This window comes from Streptomyces sp. NPDC088261, assembly GCF_044740805.1.
Classification (GTDB): Bacteria; Actinomycetota; Actinomycetes; order Streptomycetales; family Streptomycetaceae; genus Streptomyces.
Genome location: NZ_JBIURL010000027.1, coordinates 36,940 through 53,635 on the forward strand (window position 1 = coordinate 36,940; position 16,696 = coordinate 53,635).

Genomic DNA, 16,696 nt, shown 5'->3' on the forward strand with positions numbered 1-16,696 from the left:
GCACGGCGACACGGCGAAGGCCCCCACCGCCGGGTGCGGTGAGGGCCTCGGTGTCACGCCACTGCGAAGTGCGGTGTGTCCACAGTGTCTACAGCTCCTTGATGCGGATGTCGCGGTACGAGATCACGTCCGTCGTGCTGTGCACCTGGAGGCCGACATAGCCGGTGGCGTACCGCCGGCCGTCCGTCCCCGGGTCACCGGCGCGCGGCGGTGTGAAGGCCTGTCCGCCGACGTTGTCGAACTCGTTGATCACCACACCGTTGCGCAGGATCGTGAAGTGCTGACCCTCCGCGCGGATCTCGTAGTCGTTCCAGGTGCCCTTCGGGGTGACCCCCGCGCCGCCCAGGCCGACCCGGTCGAAGCCGTACACCGAGCCGGTCTTGTACATGTCGCCGACGGGGTTGTCGAGGATCTGCATCTCGTGCCCGTAGTTGATGGCGACCCACTCGGGCCGGGACTCCTCGGGGTGGTTGCGGACGTTCGGGAAGCGCACGAACACACCGCCGTTGGCGTTGCCCGTGCCCGGGGCGTCGTCGCGGAACTGGAGCTTGAGCGAGAAGTCGCCGTAGGTGCGCTCCGGGAACCACAGCATGCCCATGCCGTTCACCGTCGTGCTGCTGGTGATGGCACCGTCGCCGGACAGCGCGAACTTGCCGCCGCCGACCTGCTCCCACTTGGCCAGGGACGCCGCCGTGCCGTCGAAGAGGGCGCGGTAGCCCTCGGTCTGGCCGGGCTTGCCGATCTTCGACTGCTTGGCCGCCTTGGTGATCTTGTTGAACTCGCGCTGGTCGATGACGTTGTCGGCCAGCAGCTTGTCGAGGACGCCGTCCACGTGCTTGAGGAACAGCGCCGCCGAGGACCAGTCCTTCTCGTCCTCGATCAGCTCGTTGATCGTGCACCGGCTACGGGTGAGCCGGTTCGGCACACCGGTGTCGACCGCGCCCACGATGACCGTCAACCGCTCGTCGAACTCGGGGCAGTTGGGCGCCGGGACGCCACCGCCCTGCGCGATGGAGAAGGACACCTGCTTGGCCGCGGACGTGTTGCCGGCCTTGTCCGTCGCCCGGTGCGCGAGCGTGTGGTAGCCGATCGCGTCGACGATGACGGGGGTGGTGTACGCGAGGTACGGACCGCCGTCGAGCGAGTACTCGGTCCTGTCCACCCCGGACCCGCCGGTGTCGGTCGCCGACAGGGTGACCTTGGCGCTGGTGATGTAGGCACCGTTGGAGTTCAGGGTGCCGCTGACGGCGGCCGTGGTCACCGGCGCCGTCGTGTCCTGCGCGGGCGGCGCCACGACGGTGAAGGCGACGGACTTCTCGGCCGCCACGTTCCCCGCCTTGTCGGTCGCCCGGTAGCGGACGGTGTGCGAGCCGACCTGGTGGACCATCACCGGCGCGGTGTACGGCTGCCACGCCGCGCCCGCCCCGAGCGCGTACTCGATGGTGTTGACGCCCGTGCCGGTGTCCGAGGCGGTGACGGTGACCGTGGCCATCGTCAGGTAGTTGCCCGCCGGGTCCTTGTCGCCGCTCACCGTCGCCGACGTCTCCGGAGCGGTGGAGTCACCGCTCGGTGGCGCCACCACGGCGAACGACACGGACTTCTCGGCCGCCGCGTTGCCGGCCTGGTCAGTCGCCCGGTAGCGCACGGTGTGCGAACCGACCGTGTTGACCACCACGGGTGCGGTGTACGGCTGCCACGCGCCGTCCGCGCCGAGCGCGAACTCCGTCGTGGCCACCCCGGAGCCCTCGTCGGTCGCCGACACGGCGACCGTGGCGGAGCCGACGTACGCGCCGTCGGTGTTCTGCTGGCCCGTCACGGCGGCCGAGGTGGTGGGCGCGGTGGTGTCGTCGCCGCCGCCCGCCTCGGTCACCGTCAGGATGCCCTGCATCTGGCCGTGGCCCGGGATGGTGCAGAAGAAGCGGTAGCGCCCCGGGGTGAGATTGACCTCGACGGTGTACTTGCCGCCGTTGTCGTCACTCGGATTGGCCAGGATGTTGAGCGGTACGTCGTTGTTGTACTCGGGGTCCGACACGTCGAAGGTCAGCGTGTGCGGCATCCCGATGTCGTTGCCGGTGGCCACGCTGTTCTCGAAGACGATGGTCGTCGCCCCCGCCACCGCGGTGGTCGGGAAGGTGACGTAGCGGTCGGTGCGGCCGCTCGTCGTCCAGTTGAGGACCTGCGCCGCCGCCGTGCTGCCGGCCGTACGGTCGCCGGTCCGCCCGTAGGCGGCCGTCGACGTCAGGCCCAGCACCATCAGGAGCGCGCCCAGCAGGGCCGTCCACAGGCGCGGAGGTCGGTGTCTCACTGATCGCTGTCTCACTGAGTCGCCTTCCTGGCCAGATCCGCGGCGGCGGGCGTCGCCGCGCCGCCCTTGTACGTCACACGCCACAGCGCGGACTGGGAGTCGGAGGTGAAGAACCCGCGCCCGTAGTCCAGGACGTAGAGCGAGCCGTCCGGCGCGAACTTCCAGTCCATGAGGTTGCGGATGCCGCCGTTGCCGACCGGGATGATCTTCTTCAACGACTCGGCGGTGACGGGCAGTCCGCCCTTGCCGACCGTCTTGGGATCGGTCAGCACCGCGTGGCGCGGGTTGTCGGCGTCGTAGAAGTCACCGACGAACCACTTGCCGTCCCAGTACTCCGGCCACGCGTCGGCCGTCGCGGTCGCCGCGTTGTAGCGGTAGACCGGGCCGTCCATGGTGGCCTGGCCGCCGCCCTTGAGCCACGGCAGGAGGAAGGTGCCCTCCTCGGCCTTGTAGCTGGGGACGCCGTTGGCGTCCCGGGGGAAGTCGGGGCCGCCGCCCTGCGGGGAGTACCAGATGGTGTTGCCCGTGACGGGCGGCAGGTTCACCAGACCGTCGTTGTTGGGGGACTCGTTCTTCGGGGCGTCGCAGTTGTACCAGCCCAGCGGCTTCGTCGGGTCGGGGAGGTTGCGGTCCCGGTAGGGCTGCTTGTTGCCCATGCAGAACGGCCAGCCGTGGTTGCCCGCCTTGGTGATCGCCGCGAACGTGTCGTACTTCGCGGGACCCCACGTGGTGCTCGGGGCGCCCGCGTCGGGGCCGACCCAGCCCGCGTAGAGGATGTCGGTCTTCTGGTCGACCGAAATGCGTGCCGGGTTGCGCACGCCCATCACGTAGATCTCGCCGCGGGTCTTGTCGCCGCCCTCGTCCTGCTCCTCACCCGTGAAGAGGTTCCCGGCCGGCAGGGTGTACGTGCCGTCGGGCTGCGGGTGGATGCGCAGGATCTTGCCGTTGAGGTTGTTCGTGTTGCCCGCGGTCCTGCGGGCGTCCGCGAACGACAGGCCCTTGTAGTTGGGCTGCGGGTTGTTGCCCGAGTAACCGTCGCTGAAACCGGACGAGTTGTTGTCGCCGGTCGCGATGTAGAGGTTGCCCTTCGAGTCCCAGGCCATCCCGCCGCCGGCGTGGCAGCAGCTGTTGACCTGTACGGGCCACTTGAGCAGGACCTTCTCGGACGCCAGGTCCAGCTTGTTCGTCACCGGGTCCAGCGTGAAGCGCGAGACGCGACGCTCGGCGATCCGCTTGTCACGGTCGAGGCCCGAGTGCGGCGTGTAGTGGAGGTACACCCAGCCGTTGGCCGCGAAGGCGGGGTCCAGCTCGATGCCGAGCAACCCCTCCTCGACCTTGGTGAGTTCGTCGCCGCCGCCCTTGTTGCCGAAGACGGTCAGCGCGCCCGCGAGGGTGACCTTCTTGGTCGCGGGGTCGTAGATGTGGACCTGGCCGAGGCCCTTGCCCATCTCCGGGTTGTTCCAGTCGGTGACGACGGGAGCGCCGTTCGCGCCGCCGCCGCGGCCGATGTACAGCACGCGTCCGTCGGGTGCGACGACCAGGCCGTGCGGCTCGCCGATCTGGTCCTGCTGGCCCGCCTGGTTGGGCTGGGTCACCTTCGCCGCCGTGTAGTTGGCGTCGATGGTCGCCTTGCAGTCGGCGCGCGACAGGCGCGTGGTCCACTGGAGGGCGCCCCGCAGGTGCTCGCGGAAGTCGGTCTCGGCGTACGACTCCGCCGTACCGCCCATCCCGGTGTAGAAGGACCGGCCGCCGTCGTAGTCACGGCACCAGGAGACCGGGTGGTCGACGCCGTTGGCGCCCGTCCCCGGCCGGTAGCTGCTCTCCCTGACCTTGGCGACGGTGTGCACCTTGCCGGTCGGGTTGGCCGCCCAGTTGATCCACTTGTCGGGCCGCTTCCACTCCACGGGAAGGTTCTTCGTGGCCGGATTCACCCGGTCGGCGACCTCGACGGTCGCGCGCTGCACGGTGGCCGGGCTGGTGGCAGCGGGGCGCGCGCCGATCAGGCCGGTGAACCAGTCGGAGTACGGTTCGGTACGGGCCGCGTCGTGGATGCCGAGGAAGCCGCCGCCGGCCTCCACGTACGACTCCAGCCCGGCCTCCTGCTCCGGGTCGAGCACGTCGCCGCCGCCGGTGAGGAAGACGACCGCGTTGTACTTGCCCAGCTTCGTGGCGTTGGTGAAGACCGAACCGTCGTCCGTGGCCTCGGTCTTGAAGCGCCCGGCCGCCGGTCCCGTGAGGCCGATCGCCTCGATCGCCTCGATCCCGGCGTTGACGAGCGGTGACTCCTCGGTGGCCGAGGCGTGGAACACGAGGACCTTGACGTTCTGGCCGCCCGGCGGCGACGGAAGGGCCAAGGCGGTCGGTGGCGGCTCAGGAAACGGTCTCGCCGTGGCGGCGGTGCCGCCCAGCAGGGACGCCGCCATGGTGCCGGCGACCAGGAACGCGGCCGCCCCGCGCCTGGATCTTGACCGGTGATGTGGTGCGCGCTGCATTGTTCACCCACCCAACTTTGGTCACAGCAACAGCGCTTGAAGCTAGACGTCTTTCGGCGCTCAGCCAATAGCTATGGACGGAATCCCACCAACTTTGTCCTGAGTGTGGATAAACGAAGATCACTGCTCTACCGTGTGGCCGTCCCCGGGGACTCCTGCGCCCCGTCCATCTCCTTACGGCACAGGGGAGTTCGCAATGGCCATGGACAGAAGGAGCTTCAGCCGGCGCCTGTTGGCGGGCGGTGCGGTCGCCGCCACCGGTGCGGCCTCGTTGTCGGTGGCGTCCGCGCCCGCCGCGAGTTCGGCGGAGGCCCCGCCTCCCACCGCGCCCGCCGGGGGAAAGGTGCGCCATCTCAAGCTGTACGCGGAGAAGCTGGCGGACGGTCAGCTGGGGTACGGCTTCGAGAAGGGCACGGCGACGATCCCCGGCCCGCTGATCGAGCTGACCGAGGGCGACACCCTCCACATCGAGTTCGAGAACACGACGGACGTGGCGGCCAGCCTCCATGTCCACGGCGTGGACTACGACGTCGCCAGCGACGGCACCCGGATGAACCGGAGCCATGTGGAGCCCGGCGCGACCCGGACGTACACCTGGCGCACCCACACACCCGGCAAGCGCGCCGACGGCACCTGGCGGCCCGGCAGCGCGGGCTACTGGCACTACCACGACCACGTGGTGGGCACGGACCACGGCACCGGCGGGATCCGCAAGGGGCTGTACGGCCCCGTCGTCGTGCGCCGGAAGGGTGACATCCTGCCCGACAAGCAGGTCACGATCGTCTTCAACGACATGACGATCAACAACAAGACCGGCGCCGCCACGCCCAACTTCGAGGCCACGGTGGGCGATCGTGTCGAGGTCATCATGATCACGCACGGCGAGTACTACCACACGTTCCACATCCACGGGCACCGCTGGGCGGACAACAGGACGGGCCTGCTCACCGGCCCCGACGACCCCAGCCGCGTGATCGACAACAAGATCACAGGCCCGGCCGACTCGTTCGGCTTCCAGATCATCGCCGGCGAACACGTGGGCGCGGGCGCGTGGATGTACCACTGCCACGTCCAGAGCCACTCGGACATGGGCATGGCGGGACTCTTCCTCGTCGCCAAACCGGACGGCACCATCCCGGGGTACGAGCCGCACCACCCGGGAACGCCGGCGGACGGGGATCACACGGGCCACTGACGGGCCGGAACGCCGTCCTCCCCGGCGGTGCCGGCCACGGAGGCCCGGACGGTCCCGGCCGTCCGGGCGGGCACCGTCGGGTCCGTCGTGACGACCACCACGTGGTCCCCGGCTCCCCACTCACGTCGTTCTGCCTTGGGCGGGTTCAGCCGGACCCCGTAGTCGGGCGCCGACATCCGCCGGTCGTCACGGCGGTAGCCGATGGCGCACTCGCCCCGGTCGCGCGCGGCGGCCACGACCGTGGCGAAGGTCGCCTCGCACCCCGTGCGGACGTACGTCCCGGCCGGACGCAGGCAGAGCAGGCTGCCCTCCGCGGCGAACAACTCGTCGAAGACGGGGGCCAGATGGTGGTTCTGCGCGATCTGCGCCATGAGGAGCCCGGTCAGTTCGCCGCTGACGATGACGTCGGAGCCGGGGTCGACGGGGGCGAGGGGGCGGTTGCGGTCGTCGGTGAGCTCGCTGACGACCCGTAACTCCCGCCTCCCGGCGCGTTCCTCCAGCAGCCGCAGCGCCAGCAGCGTGACCAGCGTCCAGTCGTCGGGCCGGTCCGGGCCGTCGCCGGGGTCGGGACCGAGGACCACCAGACCGTCGTACGGGGCGAGGTCGAGCCCGAGCAGGGTCTCGGGCCGCGACAGGGGCGCGGACCGGAATCGTACGGCCAGCCGGTCCGCCTCCTGTGCCGCCACCGCCACCGCCACCGCCGCCGCCGCCTCTGCCTTCGCCTCCGTCGCCGTGACCGTCTCCGCCTCCGGCTCCCGCGGTCCCGGCAGGGACCGGTCCGTCACGACGTCCAGGACGGAGCCGACCCGGGCCGTCTGCCGGAGCTGCTCCACGACCAGCGGAGCCCGGCGGTTCCAGCCGAGCATCAGCAGGCGCGCGGGGCTCTCCGGCGGTGGCCGGTCCCCGGCGATCACCGACGGGTCGACGAGGTGCCGGCAGTCCTCCGGGCGCGTGCCGGCCTCGTCGCGGGCCAGGACGATCAGCCGGCTCCCCGGCGTGACCACCGTGTCGGCGGGTGGGTTCAGCAGCGTACGGCCCCCCGGGGTCAACAGCCCGATCACGCAGGAGTCGGCGTGGCCCAGCAGCGCCGTACCGAAAGGAGCGCCGGAGAACGCGGTGGCGTCGGTGAGATGGAACTCGTCACCGGCGAAGTCGAGGAGGTCGCGCAGGACGAGGGAGAGACCGGGGCGGCCGACACACTGCGCGACGAGCCGGGCCGTGACCGCGTCCGTCTCCAGGATCGTCGCGCGCGGCCCCGCGGCCAGCCGGGCCGACGCGCGGTAACGGTCGTCCCGTACCGCCGCCAGCACCGGTGGGCCGTCCGGCTCCTCGCCGGCGACCGCGCGCAGCGCGAGCAGGACCCGCAGCACCTCGGGGTCGGACGCCGGCCCGCCCGGGGGCAGCACCAGCACCGTGCTCGCCGTCCGCGGGCTGACCAGCGCCAGTACGGCGGGGTCGCTCGGCGGACCGCTGCGGCAGATGAGCCGGGCGCGGCCGGCCCGGGCGGCCAGGGCCTGCTCCATCCCGGTCTTGTCCCGGTCGGCGAGCAGCACGATGGCCCGGGACCGGCCCGGAGCCTGCGCCGCCACCAATTCCCCTACCACCGTGGCCACTTGGTCGGACCAGCCGAGCACCAGCACATGGCCGTGCTCCAGAACCGTCGACCGCCCGCGGCTCAACTCCGCCATCCGTTCGGCCAGGCTGTTGGTGATCACTCCGATCAGGGTCGACACGCACAGCAGGGCGACCAGTCCGAGCAGCGCCGACAGGACCATGCGCAGCGGCGTTCCGGAGATCGCGCCCAGCCGCAGCGTCTCCGCGCTGGTCCGCCACGCCGCCGTCAGCCGGCCGGTCAACGAGTGCGGCGACTCGGGGTCCGTCCACACCAGCAGCACGCTCACCGGTACGACGACGGCCAGGCAGGTGAGTATCAGCCAGCCCATCAGTGTGCCGGTGCTGCGGGCCAGCGTACGGTCGAACCGGTAGCGCGCCCGGTCCCGCAGCGAGACCGGGAGCCGCCCCTTGGTGTGTGCCACTCCCACCCCTTCCCCTGTGCCGGTGTGGCGGGTGCGGAGCTGGTTTCCCCGGACACCCCCTGCACAGTGCTGCCTCCGGCAGCCGGACAGGGGGTGTCCGGGGAACGATTCACTCTTTCGTGCGGGGGCGCCGCCCGCGTACGGGTCCCGGCGCCGCCCGGGTCACGCCGTCTCCGGCGCCCTGATCTCCCCGGGCCCCTCGGGCAGCGCCCCGGGGTCGGTCGCCACCCCGCGCAGCCGGTGCAGGACGCCGTTGCCCGCGCGCTCGTACGCGAGTGTTTCGCCGTGCAGCACGGACCGCGCGTTGGCCGCCTCCATCAACGCGATTATCTCGAAGGCGAGTTGGGGTACGTCGGTGTCCGGCACGAGACCGCCCGCCCGCCGCGCGGCGTTCAGGGTGCGTTCGACGTAACCCACCCACTCCGCCCGGGCCGTGGCGATCGCGTCGTGCACCGGGCCGCCGCGCGCGTCGAACTCCGCCGAGACACCGCAGAAGAAGCAGCCGCCGCGGAAGACACGGTTCGCGGAGTACGCCAGCCAGTTGTGACACAGCGCCCACACCCGCGCCACCCCCGGCGGCAGCTCGCGCGCGGGCCGTACGACATGCGCGACGTAGACGTCCACGGCCGCCCGTACCGTCGCCAGCTGGAGCTCCTCCTTGGAGCCGAAGAGGGCGAAGACGCCGCTCTTGCTCAGCGCCAGCTCGGTCGCGATACGGCCCAGGGAGAGCCCTTCGAGCCCTTCCACCGACGCCACGTCCATCGTGCGGTCGAGCACCAGCCGGCGGGTCCGGTTCCCGCGCTCGACGCGCCCGTCCGCGGGGCCGGCCCGCCCGGCGCCGTTCCCGGCCGCCGCGCCGCCCGTACGTGTGCCGCTCATCCGTCCAGTCTACTGAACGCACGGTCGTGCGGTCATCGGGCGCGGGCGCGGTGCGGTGGCCCGGCATCGGGAGGAGACTCGGAAAGCAGGCTCCACGGATCGGAGAACCGGCCCCCGGGGCCCGAGGGACCCCACGAAGGAGCGCACACCATGCTCACCACCCCGTTTGTCACAGGCTCTCCCAACTGGACCGATCTCACCACACCCGATCCGGAGGGGGCGATCGACTTCTACCGGGGTGTCTTCGGCTGGGAGCACGTGTCGGCGGGGCCCGACACCGGCGGCTACGGCATGTTCCAGCTGGGCGGCGGGACCGTCGCCGGTGTCATGCCGATTCCGGAGGGGCAGGCGCCCCCGACCTGGTCGCTGTACTTCCAGACCCCCGACGCCGAGGCCACGGCGAAGGCCGTCGAAGAGGGCGGCGGATCCGTCGTGCACCGGCCGGCGGATGTCATGGACCTCGGAAGGATGGCCGTCTTCGCCGATCCGGCGGGCGCGGGCTTCGCGGTCTGGCAGCCCGCCGCCAACAAGGGCCTGGACCTGGTCAACGTACCGGGCGCTCTGACGTGGGGGGAGCTGTACACCCCGGACGAGGACACCGCGTTCGGCTTCTACAGCGCGGTCTTCGGCTGGGAGGCGATCAGCATGCCGATCCCGGGCGGCAACGGGACGTACCGGATGGTCAATCCCGCGGGCCAGGGCTCGGACGCCATGTTCGGGGGCTTCGTACCGCTCGGCTCCGACCCGACCGAGGCGGACAGTGATCCGCATTGGCTCCTTTACTTCGCTGTCACGGACTGCGACGCTACAGTCACGAGGGCACGGACACTCGGCGGTACGGTCCGTACGCCCGCGGTCGATCTGGAGGGCGTGGGCCGGTTCGCGAAGCTCGCGGATCCGTACGGCGCGTCCTTCGCGGTCATGCAGGCCGTCGCGCCGGCGATCTGACGGGAGCGGCGGACGCGGAGGCGGCGGAGGCTGCCGTCCCGGCCGTCCGGCCTGATCGGCGATCTTTCGTCCATCAGACGTTTATCGCCGTACGGCAGCCTGTGGTCCATGTCGATCAACACCACGGGGACCAGTACCACCACGAGCGGCGTCATCGGCCTGGAACGCGAACTCTCCTGGCAGGAGAGCGCGTTGTGCGCCCAGACCGGAGCGGACTTCTTCTTCCCCGCCCCCGGCTCCTCCACCCGCGAGGCCAAGCAGCTCTGCGGCGCCTGCGAGGGCCGCGAGGCGTGCCTGTCGTACGCGCTCGACAACGACGAGCGGTTCGGCGTGTGGGGCGGCCTCTCCGAGAAGGAGCGCCAGCGCCTGCGCAGGACCCGCGCGTGACACCGGAACACCGCGTGATACCGCGCGTGACACCGGAACCCGCCACCACCGCCTTACGCCGCGAGCACCCCGCCGACCGGGCGTGACACCACACCCGGTCGGCGCAGGTGACCGGCGGAGGGCCCCGGATCAGCCGGCGGCGCGCGCCGCCATCCGCGCCTTGCGGGCGGCGAGCTTCTCGTCGAACTTGCTCGCCTCGCGGTCCAGCCCGCCCATGTACAGCCCCAGCTCCTCCTGCGCCTTGAGACCCTCGGGGCCGAGCCCGTCGATGTCCAGGACCTTGAGGTAGCGGAGCACCGGCTGGAGCACGTCGTCGTGGTGGATCCGCATGTTGTAGATCTCACCTATGGCCATTTGCGCGGCCGCGCGCTCGAAGCCCGGCATGCCGTGTCCCGGCATGCGGAAGTCCACGACCACGTCCCGCACGGCCCGCATGGTCATGTCGGGGGCGATCTCGAAGGCCGCGCCCAGCAGGTTCCGGTAGAACACCATGTGCAGGTTCTCGTCCGTGGCGATGCGGGCCAGCATCCGGTCGCAGACCGGATCGCCCGACTGGTGGCCGGTGTTGCGGTGCGAGACGCGGGTCGCCAGCTCCTGGAACGCCACGTACGCCACCGAGTGCAGCATCGAGTGGCGGTTGTCGGACGTGAAGCCCTCCGACATGTGCGTCATCCGGAACTGCTCCAGCTTGTCCGGGTCGACGGCCCGCGACGTGAGCAGGTAGTCGCGCATCACGATGCCGTGCCGGCCCTCCTCCGCGGTCCAGCGGTGCACCCAGGTGCCCCACGCTCCGTCGCGGCCGAAGAGGGAGGCGATCTCGTGGTGGTAGCTGGGGAGGTTGTCCTCGGTGAGGAGGTTCACCACGAGAGCGATCTTGCCGATGTCGGTGACCTTGGACTGAGCGGGGTCCCAGGCCTCACCGTCCTCGAAGATCCCGGTGAAGTTGCGGCCGTCCGAGAAGGGGACGTACTCGTGCGGCATCCAGTCCTTTGCCACCTTGAGATGACGGTTGAGTTCCTTCTCCACGACCTCTTCCAGCGCGTACAGCAGTCGCGCGTCGGTCCACGCGTCCGAACTGCCGAGGTGGGGAGAGGTGATCGTCACGGGTGCTCCTGGGGACGGGAGATATTACCTACGGATTCGTAGGTTACGAGACCGTAGGTTAAAGCCACGGTAAGCCGGAGGCCAAGCCTCGGGAACCACGGACCGTCCCGGAGGTGCTGACCTGCGGGGACGAACCGGCGAACAAATACGGATCTACCGGTCGAAGGTGCCCCTGTTCCACCGTTCCGGGCCGGTCCGCCGCTCTCAGGGAGTGACGGACGCCGCTTGCGGCGCGGACGCCGATCCAGGTGTCCTCAGGCGTCGTCCTCAGGTGCACAGGCGCCGTCCTCAGGTGAAGCCGTCCTCAGGTGTAGAGATCCCGCAGCCGCACCGAGAGGCACGTCACACACCCTTCGAGCTTCTCGAACTCGCTGATGTCCACCGGCACCGGCTCGTACCCGAGATCGGTGAACAGCTCCGCCGTCCTGGGCGCGCTCGCCGCCAGCAGCAGCCTCCCGCCGCCGAGCAGCACCACGTGCGCCCCGGCCTCCTCGGGGACGGGCAGGAAGCGCGGATAGACGGAGTGCACGTCCACCAGCGGCTCGTACCCGATGACCGTGGAGTCGGGCAGCGCCGTCACCGCGGACTTGAGGTGCAGCACCTTGCTCACCGGTACGGCCACCACACGCGCGCCCAGCGGCTCGAACACCGCCCGCAGCTGCTGCACACCGGCCGCGTTCGTCCGGCCGCCCTGCCCCACGTAGATCGTGTCGCCGATCTTGAGGACGTCACCGCCCTCCAGCGTGCCCGGCTCCCACACCCAGTTCACCGAGCAGCCGAGCCGCCCCAGCTCCTCCTCCACCGCACCGGTCTCGGGCCTGCGCGAGGCGGCGCCCGGCCGGGCTATCAGCGCCACGTTCCGGAACATCACCACGGTGTCCTCGACGAACACCGCGTCCGGGCAGTCGTCGGCCGGTGCCACCTCGACCGTCTCCCAGTCGTGCTCGCGCAGTGTCCCGACGTACCGCTCCCACTGCCGCAGGGCGAGTTCGGTGTCGACGGGGACGCGTTCGAGATGGGTGACCAGGCCCTCGGCGAGGCGCGGTCCTGGACGGCGGATCAGGGCTTTCCTGCTGGGCACGGGCGGTTCTCCAGGTCCGTGAAGGGTCCGGTTCGTGAAGGGCCCGATACGTGACGGGGCCGGTCGCGCCCATCATGACCCGCCGTACCACCGCGATGGAATGCCCCACGGTGCTACGGATGTGCCAGATCCTGCCGGAGGTGGGCGGCGGTGAACGAGGTGGGATGGCCGAGCAGCCCCGCCGGTGTGCCCGCGAAGACGACCTCGCCGCCGTGCTTGCCACCGTCCGGGCCCAGGTCGATCACCCAGTCCGCGCGTTTGACGACCTCCATGTGGTGCTCGACGCAGATCACCGAGTTCCCCGCGTCTACCATCCGGTCCAGCAGCGCCACCAGTGTCTCCACATCGGCCAGGTGCAGTCCCGTGGTGGGTTCGTCCAGGACGTACACACCGCCCTTCCGGTGCAGCTGGGTGGCGAGCTTGATGCGCTGGCGCTCACCGCCGGAGAGTGTGCTGAGCGCCCGGCCGAGCGGCAGATGGGTCAGGCCCACGTCGTTGAGTGCCCGCAGCGGCCGCCGCAGCCGCTTCTCCCCGAAGAACTCCAGCGCCTCCACCGCGGTCATCGCCAGCACCTCGACGACGTCCCGCCCCCGCAGCCGGTGTTTCCGTACGTCGTCGTGGAAGCGCCGGCCCTCGCAGGCCGGGCACACCGTGGTGACCGGATCCATGAAGGCCAGATCGGTGGTGAGGGTCCCGCGCCCGGCGCACTCCGGGCACGCGCCGGTGGAGTTGAAGCTGAAGAGCCCCGGGTCGACGCCGTTCTCCTGGGCGAAGAGCGTACGGATGGTGTCCATGACGCCGAGGTACGAGGCCGGCGTCGACCGGGACGAGGCGGTGATCGCCCCCTGGTCGATGACGACCGCCTCCGGATACGCCGCCGTGAACACCTCGGAGACGAGCGTCGACTTCCCGGACCCCGCGACACCCGTCACCACGGTGAGCACGCCGGTCGGGAACCGTACGTCGATCCCCTTGAGGTTGTGCAGGGCGGCGCCGGTCACCGGGTACCAGCCGGCGGGGGAGCGGAACGACTCCTTGACGGTCGTACGGCGGCGCAGGAAGCGGCCGGTGAGCGTATCGGCCTCCCGCAGCAGCTCCACGGGCCCCTCGAACACCACCCGGCCGCCGTCCGCGCCCGCACCCGGGCCCATGTCCACGACATGGTCGGCGATCGCGAGCACGTCCGGGTCGTGCTCCACCACCAGCACGGTGTTGCCCTTGTCGCGCAGCCTCACCAGCAGATCGTTGAGCCGGCCGACGTCGCGGGGATGCAGGCCCACGCTCGGCTCGTCGAAGATGTACGTGAGTCCGGTCAGCGAACTCCCCAGGTGGCGCACCAGCTTGAGGCGCTGCCCCTCGCCGCCGGACAGGGTGGACGTCTCGCGGTCCAGGCTCAGGTGGCCGAGCCCGATGCCGGTCAGCCGCTCCAGCCGCTCCCGCGCGGCCGCCGCGACCGGGGCCGCCACCGGATCGTCCAGCGCCGCCAGCACGCCGACCAGGTCGGTGACCTCCATGCGGGTGTAGTCGGTGATCGTGAGCCCGCCGATCCGGGTGGCGCGCGCCGCCCCGTTGAGCCGGGCCCCGTCGCACTCCTCGCACCGCCGCTCCACGGTGAACCGCGCCGCCGCCTCCTTGCGCCTCTCGGAGAGACCGGCCGTGTCCCGGTTGAGGAAGAGCCGCGTGAAACGGGTCACGAGCCCCTCGAACCGGGTGTCCGCCGAGCCGCTCGACAGCTCGACCCGGACCTGGAAGCCGCCCCCGTACAGCAGCAGTTCCCGTTCGGCCTCGCTGAACTCCCCCAGGGGTTTCGCCGGGTCGAGGCGCCCCGAGCGTGCGTACAGCTGCCACTCCCAGCCGCCCACGGAGAGCCCCGGCAGCAGCAACGCCCCCTCGTCGAGCGACTTGGACCAGTCGATCGCGCGGTCGAGGTCGAGCCGCATGACCCGGCCCACCCCGTCGCAGGCGGTGCACATCCCCGACGGGTCGTTGAAGGAGTACGCGCTCGCCGCGCCGGCGCTCGGGGTGCCGTGGCGGGAGAACAGCACCCGCAGGATCGCGTAGATGTCCGTCATCGTGCCGACGGTCGAGCGGACATTGCCGCCGACCGGCTTCTGGTCGACCACGATCGCCACCGAGAGGTGCTCGACGGCGTCGACGCGGGGCCGCTCGTACCGGGGCAGCCGGTTCCTGATGAACGAGGGGAAGGTCTCGTTCAACTGACGCTGCGACTCCACGGCGACAGTACCGAAGACGAGCGACGACTTGCCGGATCCCGAGACGCCGGTGAAGACCGTGATCCGGTTCTTGGGGAGGGTGAGGGAGACGTCACGGAGGTTGTTCTCACGGGCGCCCGTGATGACGAGGTGCTGAGACATGCGGCCGACGCTAGCCAGGCATCCGGACACCTTCTGTCGGGATTCTCCGGACCACTACCCGTCCGCGGCCGCGCGCGGTGCCGCCGCGCGCGACAGCGCCTCAGCAGGCGTCGCGCAGCAGCACCTTGAGGTCGTGGTCCAGGTCCAGGTAAAGGTGTTCGCGGCCGACGGGCACCAGCCCCTGCGTACGGTCCAGGAAGCGGCGCAGCTCCGCCGTCCGCAGGTGGACCATCGCCGTCCCCTCCGGGGCGTGGAACTCCACGACCGTCCTCCCGTACCCGAAGGGGCGCACGCGCACGTCCCCCACCCCGCACGGTTCTGTCATCCCGAGCGCCAGCAGCTCCCGGGAGAACTCCCAGGTGACGTCGGTGCCTTCCAGCGTCGCCGGGGGCGGGAACGCCATGCGCACCGCGAAGGGGTCCCCCTGGTCGTAGTGCAGCGTCGCGGGGACGGTCTCCATGCGGGGCACGGACGCGACCAGCCGGGCCTGCACGGCCTGTTCGATGACGGGTGACACGGCGTGCTCCCCTTCGACGGATCCAACATCGACCGCGCACGGTCGCCTGCTACTTGGAAGACGGCCGGGAGACCCGATCCGTGCTCGAAATCGAGAGTGACCTGCGTCACCTCTTCGGTGGCGCGGCTCGTCGGGACGGGACCGGCCCGCTCTGGACGGCGCCGGGCGGGTGGGCTAGCTTCCAGCGCCATGAGACCCATGGGGAAGTTGCGGCGAACGGTGCTGGCGGGACTGGCAGTCGGGGTGAGCGGTACGGCGCTCGCGGCGGCCCTCGCCGTACCGGCCCAGGCGGACGGCGCGTCCCGGCGGGACGGCCGGCCGGACGGTGCGTCACACGCGGGCGGGGCGCCGGAGGGCCAGGACAGGACCGGCGGCGGGGCGCTCGGCTGGCACCTCACCGACACCGGCACCGACGCGCGCTTCCGCGGCCTGGCCGCCGTCAGCCGTACGAGCGCCTGGGTCGCCGGCTCGGCGGGCACCGTGCTGCGCACCTCCGACGGAGGCCGCACCTGGCGTGACGTGTCGCCCGCGGGGGCGGCGGAGGCGGAGCTGGAGTTCCGGGACATCGAGGCGTTCGACGGGCGGCGCGCGGTGGCGCTGGCGATCGGGGAGGGCGAGGCGTCCCGGATCTTCCGTACGGAGGACGGCGGCACGAGCTGGACCGAGTCCTTCCGGAACACCGACGCCCGCGCCTTCTACGACTGCGTCACGTTCTTCGACAGCCGGCACGGGCTCGCCATGAGCGACCCGGTCGACGGCAGGTTCCGCATCCTGTCGACCCGGGACGGCGGTGCGTCCTGGAAGGTCCTGCCGGACGCGGGCATGCCGGCCGCGCTGCCGGGCGAGGCCGGGTTCGCGGCGAGCGGGCAGTGCCTGGTCGCGTCGGGGCCGAAGGACGTCTGGCTGGCCACCGGCGGCGCCGCGACGGCGCGTGTTCTGCACTCCGCCGACCGGGGCCTGCACTGGACCGTCACCGACTCCACGATCCCGGCCGGCGATCCGGCGCGGGGCGTGTTCGGCCTCGCCTTCCGCGACCGGAAGCACGGTCTGGCGGTCGGCGGCGACTACCGCGCCGACCAGGCGTCGCCGCGCGCCGCGTCGGTCACCGGGGACGGCGGCCGCACCTGGCGGCAGGCCACGACCCCGCCGCCCGCCTACCGTTCGGGCGTGGCGTGGCTGCCGTACAGCCGTTCCGCGGCCCTGGCCGTCGGCCCGACGGGGACGGACCTGACGACGGACGGCGGCCGCACCTGGCGCACGGTCGACACCGGTTCGTACGACACCGTCGACTGCACCGCGGACCTCGGCTGCTGGGCGGCGGGGGAGAAGGGCCGGGTGGCCCGGCTGACCTCGGGGAGGCGCTGAGGCGGGTCCGGC

The 16,696-nt window shown here is 71.2% G+C and carries 12 protein-coding genes; 4 read left to right on the top strand and 8 right to left on the bottom strand.

All coding sequences use genetic code 11. The features are described 5' to 3' along the window. Positions 1-88: 88 nt before the first annotated feature. On the bottom strand, positions 89-2,254 hold the full coding sequence (locus ACIODU_RS32380; protein ID WP_401772547.1) for an OmpL47-type beta-barrel domain-containing protein: 2,166 nt from the start codon (positions 2,252-2,254) through the stop codon (positions 89-91). A gap of 62 nt (positions 2,255-2,316) precedes the next feature. Further along, complete coding sequence (locus ACIODU_RS32385; protein ID WP_401772497.1) at positions 2,317-4,797, bottom strand: ThuA domain-containing protein; 2,481 nt, start codon at positions 4,795-4,797, stop codon at positions 2,317-2,319. A 202-nt stretch (positions 4,798-4,999) separates the two neighbouring features. Here ACIODU_RS32385 and ACIODU_RS32390 point away from each other — a divergent pair, with 202 nt between their 5' ends. Continuing rightward, entirely contained in the window at positions 5,000-5,992 is a 993-nt protein-coding gene (locus ACIODU_RS32390; RefSeq protein ID WP_356428649.1) for a multicopper oxidase domain-containing protein, read from the top strand. On the opposite strand, the gene ACIODU_RS32395 is transcribed toward ACIODU_RS32390, so the two are convergent. Both ACIODU_RS32395 and ACIODU_RS32400 read right to left on the bottom strand, forming a co-directional pair. Further along, positions 5,977-8,028 (bottom strand): NAD-binding lipoprotein, encoded by a 2,052-nt coding sequence (locus ACIODU_RS32395; RefSeq protein ID WP_401772500.1) that lies wholly within the window; start codon positions 8,026-8,028, stop codon positions 5,977-5,979. The two genes, ACIODU_RS32390 and ACIODU_RS32395, sit on opposite strands and share 16 nt — an antisense overlap. 162 nt (positions 8,029-8,190) lie before the next feature. Further along, positions 8,191-8,907: a TetR/AcrR family transcriptional regulator gene (locus ACIODU_RS32400; protein WP_401772503.1), complete on the bottom strand. Its 717-nt coding sequence runs from the start codon at positions 8,905-8,907 to the stop codon at positions 8,191-8,193. A 150-nt stretch (positions 8,908-9,057) separates the two neighbouring features. Between ACIODU_RS32400 and ACIODU_RS32405 the strand changes: the two genes are divergently transcribed. Then, positions 9,058-9,855, top strand: a complete 798-nt coding sequence (locus tag ACIODU_RS32405; protein ID WP_401772506.1) for a VOC family protein — start codon at positions 9,058-9,060, stop codon at positions 9,853-9,855. Between the two features lie 108 nt (positions 9,856-9,963). Further along, positions 9,964-10,242, top strand: a complete 279-nt coding sequence (locus ACIODU_RS32410) for a WhiB family transcriptional regulator (protein ID WP_356428527.1) — start codon at positions 9,964-9,966, stop codon at positions 10,240-10,242. Between the two features lie 129 nt (positions 10,243-10,371). Here ACIODU_RS32410 and ACIODU_RS32415 read toward each other — a convergent pair whose 3' ends face one another. The 4 genes from ACIODU_RS32415 to ACIODU_RS32430 form a co-directional block, all read right to left on the bottom strand. Then, the gene (locus ACIODU_RS32415) at positions 10,372-11,346 is read right to left on the bottom strand and encodes an acyl-ACP desaturase (RefSeq protein WP_356428524.1); all 975 of its coding nucleotides are present in this window, start codon (positions 11,344-11,346) and stop codon (positions 10,372-10,374) included. A 304-nt stretch (positions 11,347-11,650) separates the two neighbouring features. Continuing rightward, complete coding sequence (gene ddaH, locus ACIODU_RS32420; protein ID WP_401772510.1) at positions 11,651-12,427, bottom strand: dimethylargininase; 777 nt, start codon at positions 12,425-12,427, stop codon at positions 11,651-11,653. Positions 12,428-12,540: 113 nt separating this feature from the next. Further along, entirely contained in the window at positions 12,541-14,802 is a 2,262-nt protein-coding gene (locus ACIODU_RS32425) for an ATP-binding cassette domain-containing protein (protein ID WP_401772512.1), read from the bottom strand. 100 nt (positions 14,803-14,902) lie between these two features. Further along, the gene (locus tag ACIODU_RS32430) at positions 14,903-15,319 is read right to left on the bottom strand and encodes an SsgA family sporulation/cell division regulator (protein ID WP_356428516.1); all 417 of its coding nucleotides are present in this window, start codon (positions 15,317-15,319) and stop codon (positions 14,903-14,905) included. Positions 15,320-15,508: 189 nt separating this feature from the next. On the opposite strand from ACIODU_RS32430, the gene ACIODU_RS32435 reads away from it, so the two are divergent. Continuing rightward, positions 15,509-16,684 carry a WD40/YVTN/BNR-like repeat-containing protein gene (locus tag ACIODU_RS32435; protein ID WP_401772515.1) on the top strand — a complete coding sequence of 392 codons (1,176 nt, stop codon included), beginning with the start codon at positions 15,509-15,511 and terminating at the stop codon, positions 16,682-16,684. Positions 16,685-16,696: the final 12 nt, after the last annotated feature.